Here is a 12,798-nt window from a genome sequence, read left to right on the forward strand (position 1 = left end):
TAACGCTGTCTCCCGTCTTCTAAAATACACCACACATCTCCAAATATATCCCTTCCTGTCACCCTAAATAGGTTTCGACCTTACTTACTTCTGTTAAACCTTCCTTTATCAAATCAAGTGATCTGACGCTCATAACGTTTTTTTATTTAGACAAAGCTCCCATTTCTGGCCCGCTCTGCCGCAGACATCTTCCGCACCATACCGGAAACCGCTTGTGTTTACATACCTTAGGTTTCCGTTAGGATTTTCATCAAGGTACGGAACAATCCGGCAAGAGGGAAAACATGCTTATTGATCGCGAAAGCATATTCTTAAATAAAGCATTTACCAGCAAAGACGAGGTCTTTGATTTTATTGCTTCGCACGCGGTTGCACAGGGATGGGCGCTGAGTGCAGATGACATTAAAACGGATCTCTGGCAGCGCGAGCATGAATATTCCACGGGTTTTGAAAGTCAAATCGCCATGCCTCATGCCAAAACGGACAACGTAATAAAAGCCGGCGTGATTTTTATTCGGCTGAATGACGCAATTGAATGGCAAAGTCTGGATGGCGAACCCATCAAAATAATCTTCGCACTTTTGGTACCAAAATCTGGCGCCAGTCTTCTGCATTTAAAAATCATTAACGCGCTGGCAAGCCAGATTGTTGATGATGATTTCAGGCGAGCCTTATTTACGCTCGAAAACAGGGATGCCCTGTTCCAGTTTATGGTGCAACGAATCCAGTTTAAGGAGGAAGCATGAATATCGTAGGCGTCACGTCCTGTATTGCGGGCTTAGCCCATACGCCAATGGCAGCCAAATCGCTTGAGAAAGAGGGAAGAAAGCTGGGCCATCAGGTGCATATCGAACAGCAAGGGGCGATGGGGATGATCGATAAATTAACCCCGCAACATATTGCTGAAGCGGACTTTGTGCTGATTGCCGCCGATCGCTCGATTGAAGAAGAAGAGCGCTTTGCCGGTAAAACCGTCATTCGGGTGAAAATCAGTCAGTGCGTCGGACATGCAGCCGAGGTCATTGCAAAATGCGTGGCGGCTGTCGAGGCGCGCCGTAACCCGTGATATTGGTGACACTATGAAAAAAACTATGGTCAATATCAAAAACCATTTAATGACAGGGATCTCTTTTGCGCTGCCCGTCATTATTGCCGGCTCGTTAGTCGTCGCCGTGGCTAAGATTATCGGCATCATCCTGGGTGAACCCAATCTGGACAGCTTTGCCCACAGTAGCGGGCTGGAAAAATGGCTGTATCTTGCCCAGGATATCGGCTTCAAAATCATTGGATTAATGAATTACGTATTAGGTGCTTACGTTGCCTATTCAATAGCCGGGAAAAAAGGGCTGGCGCCAGGTTTTGCGGCGGGGCTGATTGCCTCTGTTACCGGATCCGGTTTTCTGGGAGCGGTACTGGGCGGCTTACTGGCGGGTTATTCTGCGGAATGGGTATCACGAAAAATCCGCATCACCGGTTCTGCCGCTTCGTCCGTGCCCCTAATCATCCTGCCGTTTATTACCGTTGGGCTGCAGGTTGTCGTGATGCTGTTGCTGCTGGGCGATGTCCTGCACTGGCTCAACAGTTCGCTGATGGCCTGGGTGCAGCGCATGACCGAAGACGGCACCAATACCGTTGTGCTGGCTGCGGTACTGGGCGGCATGATCTGTTTTGACCTTGGCGGGCCGGTTAATAAAGCAGCATGGGGCACGGGAAATGTGTTGTTTATGAGTGGCGTTTATTTACCGGCTATTTTGGTCAATGTCGCGATTATTATTCCGCCATTAGGCTATGCCGCTGCCCGCTTTATCCGGCCACGTAACTTCAGTGAAACCCTAAAAGAAGCCGGTAATGGCTCGGTGATTATGGGCATTCTGGGAATATCCGAAGGGGCAATACCGTTTACGTTAAAAAATCCCGCGCGATTAATTCCGTTAAACATACTGGCGGGCGCTATGGGCTCAATGACGGTGGCGCTGTTTAAAGCCTATCCCATTATGCCGCCGTTGGGGGGCTTGTACGGTGGTTTTACCGTCGGGAATCCGTGGGCCTATTTTCTTGGCGCGCTGGTGGGCACCTTGGTGATCGCAATAGGCGCTAACGTTTTAGTGAATTTTAATGAGACGGATGCGAACAGCGAGAGCATCAATACTTCCCCAGACGATATTGAAATTAAATTCGACTAAAGCGGTTTTTAGTAAGGTTAATAATATGAAAAAGCGGACAGTTCATCTCTATACGCACACGCACTGGGATCAGGAGTGGTATTTTACGTCTTCACGCTCGCGGATTTACCTGTACAACCATATTAAAAATCTTATTCAGGTACTGGAAACCCATCCTGAGTTTCCCTGCTATTTATTAGACGCACAAAGCTCACTTATCGAAAGCTATCTTCAGTGGGCTCCTGAGGATCGAGCCAGACTCACTAAACTGATCGCCTATGAACGTTTGCTGACGGGGCCGTGGTTTACCCAAACGGATCAGTTGGTGATTCATCAGGAGTCTGTTGTCAGGAATTTGTTTTACGGTATGGAAGTGGCTCAACGCCATGGCAACGTAATGATGCTGGGCTATGTTCCGGACTGTTTTGGCCAGGGCGGCAATATGCCGCAACTCTATCGCCAGTTCGGTATCCATCACGCCTTATTCTGGCGCGGCATCGCCGATAATACGCTGCACGAAACAGAATTTTTCTGGCAGGGTGATAACGGTGACCGGGTTTTTGCCCTGCAGATGCCGTGGGGTTATCACTACGGCGGCTTGCTGGATGAAACGCCTGAAACCATGAAAGCCTTTCTTGATGAGAAGATGGCTGCAATAGAAGCGCGTAGTCATCGCCAGCACCTGCTGTTTCCTCATGGCTTCGACCAGGCTCCCGTGCGCCGCAACTTGCCAGAATTAGTCGAGCAGTTTAATGCCCGTGATGATAGCCGCGAGTACCTCATCAGCAATCCGCTGACTGTCGTTAAGATGCTGGAACAGGAAGCCGGTGCAGAGGTTCGAACGCTAAAGGGTGAACTGACCGAAGCTAAGCATTCGCGCGTGCACAAAACGATCTTCTCCTGTCGTGCCGACCTGAAACTGTTAAACAATGAAGTTGAATCGCTGTTGGTGAATACGCTTGAGCCTGTGCTGGCGATAAGTCAGAGCCTGGGCAATGCCTATCCCAAACATATTGTCGCAACGATATGGAAACTGATGTTTTACAACGCCGCCCATGACAGCATCGGCGGATGTAACAGCGATGATACCAATCAGGATGTCTTCTTCCGCTATAAAGAAGCCAAAGGGCTGGCGCAGAATTTACTGGAGTTACATACCCGACTGATCACACAGCGCATTCCACGCCAGCATGATTTTACCTTCACCGTATTCAATCCACTGCCGTGGAGTGTTGCTCCTGGCATAACCTTTGAGGCCTGGCTGCCGGGGCTGCCGTTTACCTTGCGTGACGGCAACGGCAAAGCAATCCCCTGTGTTATCGAGTCTGAAGAAGATCTGACGCAATACGTACTTAATCAGACGATTCGCCTCGATCCGGGCAAAGCCTGGCATAAACCTGAAAAAGTCTGCCGTACGCGTCTGACCGTTAACAGCCCGGTATTACCGGCACTGGGCTATGACCGCTGGTACATTGATTTCAGTGAGGATAACGCCGCGAGGCCAGCGCTGAGCCAGGAGACAACGGCTGAAAATGACGTTTACCATATTCAGGCGGAAGCCGATGGCCTGTTAACCATTACCGATAAACGGAGCGGTAAACGCTATCCGCGGCAAATGCTGTTTGTGGAAAACGGTGATGATGGGGATTCATACAATTATTCGCCGCCTCGGGCCGACTGGATGATTACGTCTGAGGGTGCCATGACGACCGTTCAGAAACAAAAGAGTACCGTCAGCCAGGGCCTGATACTTCGCTACGCGCTCAAGGTCCCGGCTGATTTAGCCGAAAGGGCGGCAGGCACTGCCACGACAACCCTGAACCTCAAGGTAAAAGTCGTTCTGCAGAATGACGATCTTATTCGCTTTAATGTGGAAGTGGATAACAACGTTCTGAGTCATCGTCTTTGTGTGCACTTTGCCACTGATATTGCGGCCCGGGTTTCCTGTGCCGATCAGCTGTTTGGCGCGGTCACCCGACCGGTGCAACTTGGCAAGGCGCTGCAGTGCTGGGAAGAAGAGCGCTGGCAGGAAAAACCGATCTCGATTGAACCGATGCAAAGCTACGTCAATCTCCACGATGAGCAGCACGGCTTTACGCTGCACACCAATGGTGTGCGTGAATACGAAATCGTCGGGGATGATTTCAATACGCTCTCGCTGACGCTGTTCCGCACATTTGGCTTTATGGGTAAAGAAAATCTGCTTTATCGGCCGGGCCGCGCGTCCGGTGAAAGTATCGTAGAAACGCCCGATGCCCAGCTGTTGAAAACTATGACCTTCTCATTTGGCTGGCGAACTTACCTCGGCACATTCGATGAGGCCCAACATGCGCGCGTGTCGAAAACCTGGCTGACCGAGTTTCCCGTTTATCAGGACAGCGACTTCCTGAACGGACGACTGCGTTTTTGTCTGAATGACGAGGTGCGGGATTATCCCGAAACTTATAGCGCGCTAAGCCTGCCAGCAACACACCGCGATGCCCTGGTCAGTGCGGTGAAATGTGCGGAAGACCACAGCGGAATCATCATCAGATTTTATAATCCCCATCTGGAAACCGATGTCGTGATTCCGCCTCTGCAGGACGCGCGCTGCGTAATGCTCGATGAGATGACGCCCATGCAGGCACGGCAGACGCTCAAGCCTAACGACGTGCAGACGGTGCTGATTAAACGGATATAACCATGAGACTGTTCACCAGCAAACGGGTCAGGGACATCTTCATGACACTCGCGCAGGGCGATATCACGCAGGCCGCCCTGGCAAAAGAGATGAAGGTGTCAACAAGAACCATCCGTACTGACCTCAAAGAAGTGGGTGACATCGTCAGCCAGTCTGGTAACCGTCTTATCTATTCGCGAAAAAACGGCTTCTCATTACAGATTAGCGAGCCTGAGGCTCTGCAGGTTTTACTGGATCAGTGCCAACGGCCATGGAATGAAACACGTTCGGGGGCACAACGTCGCGCTGCCATGCTGGAGGCACTGCTGTTTGATGAGCAGGGCGTGAGGCTTGCTGAGCGGGAAGCCGAGTGGTTTATCAGTATCTACAGCTTAAGAAATGATATTACGTTGCTGAAGCGTCACGTCTCTCTCTATCAATTGCGTATTGTGTCGGAGGGTGAGGACATCTTTACGCTTAAAGGCAGCGAAATTGCCTTTCGGCGTTGCATCTACGACCACCGACTGCGCCTGACTCAGGCCACTGACGAGGACAGTTATGTCGGCCCGGTTACGGCATACCCGGACTGTAAAAACGCATTGAGCCACTGCCTTGCAGAGAAAAGGATCGCGATAAGTGACGCGAATCTTCGCTTTTTAAGCCTGATCACAGGGATTGCGCAAGAGAGGATGGCGCGAGGCAAATGGCTACGGGATTTTGAGTTTTGCGATGCGGAACCTGGCTGGAAAACGCTGGCTGAAGCTGTACTCCAGTCTTTATGCGTTAACCCGGCGATGCCGTTTTCGCAAAGTGAAATTGACTTCATGGCCATGAATCTTGTCGCCTTTTGTACCACAACCTCCAGCCCCAATCTGGTCTCTGAACAATACGCTGTTGAACGCACGATAATGAATCACTTCCTGAGCTACGTGAGTACATCGTGGTTTATTCATGTGAATTATGACGCGCTGTCCCAGGCGACGCTGCTAAGCCATATCAGAGCCATGCGCATTCGCGTCAACAACGCGATTACCATTGTTAATCCCTTACTTGAACAAATAAAACGCCACTATCCGTTAATGTATGAATTAACGCTTAGTGCATTCAGCGAACTGGATCAGTTCTTCAAGGCGACCATCAGTGCCGATGAAATCGGTTACCTGGTCATGCATATTGGCGCCATTCTGGAAGACAGTATCAGCCATCAGAGTGGTCAGGGGATGCGGGCGCTGGTGGTTAGCGATCAGGGGATGGCCTCGACGCGAGTCGTGTGTCAAAAAATCCTTAGCATGTACCCGGGGTTAGATATCGTCAGGCAGATCTCCGTTGAGCAATATAGTCTGCTGCCTGAGGTTTACGAAGATATTGTCATCAGCCTGGTCAATATCGTTGAGAAGAATAAACGTATTATTCTATTGCCCCCGTTTCCAGAGAGAGGGCAGCTCGAAAATATAAAATATTATTTGGTGTCTGAAACACAGCCTGTCAACGCGATGCTAACGTATTTTTCTGCTGATAATTTTTTTGTATTAAATGCGAGAGATTATACCCGTTCATCATTAATTACGTTTCTTTGCGACAGGTTAACCGCGCAAGGGCGGGTTACCGATCATTTCTTATCGTCGGTATTAGATCGTGAAGCGCGGGCGTCAACGCTGCTGGATGATAAAATCGCCATCCCGCATCCGTTAGGGCCTGTTGCCCTACGCACCACAGTCTCTGTCGCTATCTTTCCCGAGGGCATTGAGTGGGATCGCGGTAAACAGGTAAAACTTGTTTTCTTGTTGGCCATCAGTGAGGACCAGTTCATTGACAGTATGCTGATATATGACTTCCTCACCAATATTCTGGACGACGATATTATAGAAAAAATAAGTCAGTGTAAAAATTATAACGAATTTATTACAGCCTCAAAAAAGCACTTCCTTTAAGAAATTTATTCACTCAGGGTTATTTAGCATAAGGAGTTGGCTATGAAATACCGGCATTATGTCTGGGGACTGGTTTTTATCTCTTCCGCTTCATTTTCCTCGATAACGTTTGATACAGAACAAGGCGCGCTGAAACTCTATGGTGATGTTGAGTTCAATCTCGATGGTGCAAGCAGAACGGGCCAAATTACCTCATTAAAAACCCGTGCTGATAAAAACTGGAAGGCAGGAGAAGCGGAACGCTGGGACGTCAATGGCCGAATTTTAATCGGGCTGGACGGTTACCGAAGCATGGCGGATCAATCCTTTGCAGGCTTTACCGTGCAACCGCTTGCCGATCTCTCTGGCGGGCTTGAGTTAGACGACGCGGCTTTCTTCTTTGGTCAGGAAAAAGACTGGAAAGTGCAAGTAGGCCGCTATGAAGCCTTCGATATGTTTCCGCTCAATCAGGACACGCTTATCGAATATTCCGGCAACACGGCCAACGATCTCTACGAAGATGGCTATGGCTATATCTACATGATGAAAGAGGCGCGCGGACGGGGATCGGCGGGGGCTATTCAGCTAAGTAAAACATGGCAACGTTTTTATTTTGAATTAAATGCCATGGCGAATGACGGCACGAGGTTGTTCCAGAATGGGGAATACCATGGGAATACACTGGAGCATAAAAAGAATGTTATTTATTTGCGCCCGGTTATCGCCTGGCGCCATAGCGACGTCACGGCGGCTGTCGGCATGGAAAGCAACGTGGTGAACAATGCCTATGGTTATACCGATAACCGGGGGCAGTTTAAGGATCAGTCTAAGCGCAATGGATATGGCGCCACGCTGAGCTGGGACGGGCAACGTGCGAATCCAGATTCAGGGGCGGTCATCAATCTCAGCACGGCCTATATGGATGCGACGGAAGAACAAAACTTCAGTGCTGGGCTGAATGGACTATGGCGCGACTTTCAGCTTGGCTATATCTACGCGCGTAACGATGTGAAAGCCTTTACGATGCAGTATATCAGCGGGGCCAGCCTGAGTGACTTTATCTTAGGCAAGTATGATATCCATACCATCCACTCCTCTTACCGTTTTCGCAATGTCATGAAGATGCAAAATTTCGATATTTACCTTGGCGCTTACTGGTCGCAGATTAATGCCGAACGGCACAGTGGCGATAACGAACGTTACGGGGCACGCGTCCGGTTTAAATACCATTTCTGATAGGCAATAAGCCGCTCCCGGTTGAGATGACATGGCATCTTTACAGGGCGCGGCGCGTCACTCAACATCGTCAAAAAGGCACCAGGTTCTGGCCCGCCAGCTGCCAAAAAAATTTCATTTTCATCCCTTGAAATCATCCAAAAAGATCCTATAAATTTTTGTGAGCAACGGGGAGGGTCCCCACTCAGATGAGCTTTTGAATGAACGATTAATTCAGGAGGTTATCACTATGGCATTACGTAATTTTCCACTGTTTCCTTCTGTTGCAGATTCTGCATTCTCAGACCGGTTCAACCGTATCGATCGGCTTTTCAGCCAGTTGACCGGTGATGCGCCCGTGTCGGTTTCACCCTCTTATGACCTCAGACAAACGGATAATGAGCACTATGAGCTCACCGTCAGTGTCCCCGGCTGGCAAGAACACGAGCTGGAGATCGAGGTGGCGGGCGGTCGCCTGACGGTTACCGGCCAGAAAGAGGTGGTTACAGATAAAGAGGCGGACAAAGAAGGCCAGAACAGCGGCTGGCTGCATCGGGGCATCAGTCGTTCAGACTTCCGTCTGAGCTACAGCGTGCCTGAACATATGAAAGTCACCACCGCACGGCTTCAGGATGGACTGCTGCGGGTCGGTTTGCATCATGAGGTGCCAGAAAGCGAGAAACCTCGCCGCATTCCGATTGAACACCGCACCTCAGAGGCGATTGAACATCAGGCTTAATGGCAGTTTGACCCGACAGCGGGGAGCGTGAACAGCGCTCTCCGCACTATGTTATCAAGCGGAGAATCAGGAGGCTGTTATGAGAGTCATCAGCGTGCCCGAAGATCGTAGCCTGTATCCTAAACTGGTCGGCGAGACCGTCATGGCTGCCAAACTGCAGCTAGGCAGGACCCGCTTGTCGGTGAATTACAATAAAGTGCCAGGCGGAATTCTGCCTGTGCTGGTGGTGGATTTTTACAACGAGAAGGGCAAGCTCTACACCCTGCGCTACAACCTGCCACCGGATACCCCAGAGCGTACCGATCGCCGGGTATCGTTGCTGATGCGCTTGATTGAGAAAGAGGCCAACGAGGAAAAGTTGGCTGAGGCAGTGTGACCGCTCAGGACAGCGGTAAACGCGAGGAAGTCGTTATGTTGAATACATTGATGCTGCATAGCGCTCTGGGGGCAGGCATGTTAGCGATGACGGCCAGCCTGTTGCAAAACCGATTTAAATAGCCTGTTCCGTCATTCGTTATCCCTGTCTTTAAGTGCCGCGTCGTCGGCACTTTTTTTATGTCACCTGAGCGCTTGTTATTCTACCTTGCCATTGTTATGTTATAACGTAACAAAAATAGGTGGGGTGATATGATGCAGCCAGAGACATTACATGCCAGTGAATCGATATTGCGGGTGAACATTGGGGCGCTGCACAAACCCGATGGCGGCTGCCTGCTCAATGACATCACATTCGGCATCGGGACAGGGGAGCGCCTGGCGATCATTGGGCCGAACGGCAGCGGCAAAACCTCATTGCTGCGGGCGATGAGCCGTGAGCTGGCGGTACAGAAGGATGAGATAACGCTAAACGGTCGCTGCATCAAAACTTACACACGGCAGGAGTTAGCCACATGTATCGCCGTCATGGCGCAAAACGACGTGCCTGACCTGAGGCTGTCGGTTGAGGATTACGTTGGACTGGGTCGTCTTCCTCATCTGCGCGCCTGTCCACATTCTGTCAATCAGCGCGTTGTGAGTGAGGTGCTAGAGGAAACAGGGCTGGCGGCGTTACGGCGACGTTCACTAGATGCGTTATCAGGCGGTGAACGGCAAAGAGCGGCCCTGGCGCGCGTTCTGGCCCAAAAGCCACAGCTGATTCTGCTGGATGAACCGACCAATCATCTTGATCCCCTTGGACGACATGCGCTGCTGACGTTAATCAAAAACAAAGGCATCACGGCCGTGGCGGTCTTGCACGATTTATCACTGATAGATACGTTTGCCGACCGCGTGCTGATTCTGTCACAGGGGGAGCAGGTAGTATGTGATGCGCCTGCTCGCGCCCTGTCATCCCGCTATCTCCGGCCGGTATTCGGTTTAAACAGTTTTACCGTAGCGCATCCCGCGAACGGGAGTCATTTACGCATTTTCGAGGTGCCAGACTGTGCCTGATTCGTTGTTAAGGCTCTGCTGCGCGGCATGGCTGGCGAGCATTCCTGTTGGACAAACCCTCGCGGCCGATTTCCCGGTCACCATTGAGAGCTGCGGTCAGCCGGTTACCTTTAATGCACCGCCTGAGCGGGCGGTCATTAACGACCTCAATATGTCAGAAATGGCCTTTGCGCTTCATTTGCAGGATCGCATCGTCGGGCTGACGGGCATCAGTGGCTGGTACAAGATGACACCGGAATTTAAGCAGGCGATGGGGGCCATTCCTGAGCTGGCGCCTAAGTATCCCTCTCTGGAAACGCTGGTGGCGGTGAATCCTGACTTCTTTTTTGCCGGCTGGAATTATGGCATGAAGGTGGGCGGCGACGTGACGCCAGCCTCGTTAAGTCAGTACGGCATCAAGACGCTGGTGCTGAGTGAAAGCTGCGTTTTTACCGAAAAAGACAAGCATAAAGCCAGCATGGATCTGCTTTATCACGATGAGCTGACGTTAGGTAAAATCTTTGGCAAACAGGCTGAGGCGCAGGCTTTAGTTAATCACTGGAAGGAGCGCCTGAGAATGATTCCTCAACGGCCCAGCGCGGTCCGGCCGTTAAAGGTCTTTGTCTACGACTCGGGGGAAGATAAGCCGTTTACCAGCGGAAAATATGCCATGCCAACCGCCATCATTGAAGCCGCCGGCGCAACCAATGCGCTGGAGGAGCTGGATATCAGTTGGGGCACCACGTCATGGGAAAGTGTGGCGGCAACCGAACCTGATTTCATTATCTTGCTGGATTATCAAACCGGCGGCGGGGCGGATGCCCTTCGGCATTTCCTGGAAAGTCATCCGCTGATGAAACTCACGCCAGCCGTCAAACATCATCGTTATCTGAAGCTGCAGTATGCTGAGCTGACGCCAGGCCCGGCTAATATTGCCGCGGTGGAGAAACTGGCGCGCGCCCTGTATTCAGGAACCGCGCCGTGAATGCTACACCTTACCGTTTTTTTTGCATCTTGTGCTTTTGCGTCCTTCTGCTGGCAGTGCTGATGTTAATCAGCGTTGCCAAAGGTACGGTCGCGTTATCCCTGACGCAGGTGTTGGGCGCACTGGAACTGATCGCCATGCCTCAGTCTGAAATGATTAGCCGGATTGTGATCGATCTCCGCCTGCCGCGCACGTTGCTTGCAGCCTTGACCGGTGCCGGGCTGGCGATGGTGGGAGCGCTGCTGCAAACCACCACCCGCAACGATCTGGCCGATCCTTTTCTTTTTGGTCTCTCTTCCGGTGCTTCGGCAGGTGCGGTGCTGGTCATCACCCGCTTTGGTAACGGGTTGGGCGAGCTGACCTTGCCGGTTGCCGCCTTTGCGGGCGGGCTCTGTTCTGCCGCTGCGGTCATGTTGCTTTTCTACTTCAAAAAACTGCGCAGCCCAGCACACCTGATCATCTGTGGGCTGGCTGTGTCTTTTCTGTTTGGCGCGCTCACCAGCTATTTTATTTTCTCGGGCGATCAGCGAGCGGCCAGTTCGGTGATGTTCTGGTCGCTGGGTGGCCTGGGGCTGGCCAGCTGGCAGAATCTGCCTGTTGCGCTTGCCGGTGTTGTCCTGCTGAGTGGCTTTGCTCTGATGCGTCACCGCTCGCTGGACGGTCTGCTGGCGGGCGAACAAACGGCGCTGTCGCTGGGGATTAACGTCAGTCGTTTGCGGATTGAAGTCTTTCTTTGTTGCGCGCTGACGACCTCAATGCTGGTCGCGCTCACCGGGGTGATTGGTTTTGTCGGCCTGATGGTACCGCACCTGTGTCGACCGGTCACAGGGGTAAAGCACCGTCTGCTGTTACCGCTGTGTGGCCTGGGCGGCGCGGTTTTGCTTTGTGGCGGGGATATCATCAGCCGAACGCTGCTGGCACCGCAGGAGCTGCCGATCGGGATTATTACGGCAGGCATCGGGGGGATTTTTGTGATTCTGCTGCTGACCAGTGCATCGAATACCTAAAGCAAAACGAGGCCAGTTCAGCCCGGAACATACGGATGCTCACCGCCTGTCACTAAGTAGCAAAATTTCACTCTTCTCTCAGGTGTGACAATTGGCCCCTTTGCGGTATTAAATGAATTAAAAGCTGTAAACCTCTTCGAATCAAAGATAACGAATGCTGATATGTCTTATTCGAAAGTGTCAGGAAGTATTAATAATAGTATTCTGACAAATGTAGACTTTGAAAACGCGTGTTTAGATAGCGCTCTTTTATGCAAAGCAGAAATAAAAAGATGCAATTTTTCAAAAAGTAAATCAGTAATCAATATGGATGATGCAGTGTGTGAAGAAAGTCATTTTGTCAAAGCAAAGTTTGTGGCTGGATCCTCCGGAATTGAGTACGGTGGTCGTCGCGTAAGATTTGTAGACTGTGATTTTACCGGTGCTGTTTTTGATCGAGTTGAGTTTAGAGCAACGAAATATATTAATTGCACCTTTACTGATGCGAAATTAAAAAAATGTGACTTTCGTGGACTTAAGTTTGAGGGTGGTATTTTACCAATAACAACCCAGTTTGAAAATATGTATATACCTTCTCAGTTTATTTGATTTCTCAAATAAAGCCGAGAAAGAGAAATCAGCCTTACTCGGTTTTATTATTTAGTGTGGTTGGATCCTTTGAATATACCTGCACTTAATCTACCTAATCATCTGCTTAGTAAAATTAAAATA

The 12,798-nt window shown here is 50.7% G+C and carries 12 protein-coding genes; all 12 read left to right on the forward strand.

The genetic code is table 11. The features are described 5' to 3' along the window. The first annotated feature begins 284 nt into the window (after window positions 1–284). Entirely contained in the window at window positions 285–746 is a 462-nt protein-coding gene (locus P9J57_RS08370; RefSeq protein WP_013026224.1) for a PTS sugar transporter subunit IIA, read from the forward strand. Beyond that, entirely contained in the window at window positions 743–1,066 is a 324-nt protein-coding gene (locus P9J57_RS08375) for a PTS fructose transporter subunit IIB (protein ID WP_014593971.1), read from the forward strand. The genes P9J57_RS08370 and P9J57_RS08375 overlap by 4 nt, the downstream gene beginning before the upstream one ends. Window positions 1,067–1,079: 13 nt before the next feature. Beyond that, window positions 1,080–2,183 (forward strand): PTS fructose transporter subunit IIC, encoded by a 1,104-nt coding sequence (locus P9J57_RS08380; protein ID WP_029570208.1) that lies wholly within the window; start codon window positions 1,080–1,082, stop codon window positions 2,181–2,183. A gap of 25 nt (window positions 2,184–2,208) precedes the next feature. Further along, window positions 2,209–4,842, forward strand: coding sequence for a mannosylglycerate hydrolase (mngB, locus tag P9J57_RS08385; protein WP_483279467.1), 2,634 nt, complete (start codon window positions 2,209–2,211; stop codon window positions 4,840–4,842). 41 nt (window positions 4,843–4,883) lie between these two features. Next, entirely contained in the window at window positions 4,884–6,752 is a 1,869-nt protein-coding gene (locus tag P9J57_RS08390; protein WP_483279468.1) for a BglG family transcription antiterminator, read from the forward strand. A gap of 42 nt (window positions 6,753–6,794) precedes the next feature. Beyond that, window positions 6,795–7,967, forward strand: a complete 1,173-nt coding sequence (locus P9J57_RS08395) for a carbohydrate porin (protein ID WP_014593967.1) — start codon at window positions 6,795–6,797, stop codon at window positions 7,965–7,967. 229 nt (window positions 7,968–8,196) lie between these two features. Beyond that, window positions 8,197–8,685: an Hsp20 family protein gene (locus P9J57_RS08400; protein WP_014593966.1), complete on the forward strand. Its 489-nt coding sequence runs from the start codon at window positions 8,197–8,199 to the stop codon at window positions 8,683–8,685. Between the two features lie 79 nt (window positions 8,686–8,764). Continuing rightward, complete coding sequence (locus P9J57_RS08405) at window positions 8,765–9,061, forward strand: hypothetical protein (protein WP_013026217.1); 297 nt, start codon at window positions 8,765–8,767, stop codon at window positions 9,059–9,061. A 251-nt stretch (window positions 9,062–9,312) separates the two neighbouring features. Next, window positions 9,313–10,116 (forward strand): ABC transporter ATP-binding protein, encoded by an 804-nt coding sequence (locus P9J57_RS08410; RefSeq protein ID WP_105082179.1) that lies wholly within the window; start codon window positions 9,313–9,315, stop codon window positions 10,114–10,116. Window positions 10,117–10,147: 31 nt separating this feature from the next. Then, complete coding sequence (locus tag P9J57_RS08415) at window positions 10,148–11,080, forward strand: ABC transporter substrate-binding protein (protein ID WP_423461380.1); 933 nt, start codon at window positions 10,148–10,150, stop codon at window positions 11,078–11,080. Then, window positions 11,077–12,087 carry a FecCD family ABC transporter permease gene (locus P9J57_RS08420; protein ID WP_483279469.1) on the forward strand — a complete coding sequence of 337 codons (1,011 nt, stop codon included), beginning with the start codon at window positions 11,077–11,079 and terminating at the stop codon, window positions 12,085–12,087. The genes P9J57_RS08415 and P9J57_RS08420 overlap by 4 nt, the downstream gene beginning before the upstream one ends. Window positions 12,088–12,249: 162 nt before the next feature. Beyond that, window positions 12,250–12,675 carry a pentapeptide repeat-containing protein gene (locus tag P9J57_RS08425; RefSeq protein WP_483279470.1) on the forward strand — a complete coding sequence of 142 codons (426 nt, stop codon included), beginning with the start codon at window positions 12,250–12,252 and terminating at the stop codon, window positions 12,673–12,675. The last annotated feature ends 123 nt before the right edge of the window (window positions 12,676–12,798 follow it).

It is taken from the genome of Pantoea sp. nfd-35 (assembly GCF_056892255.1).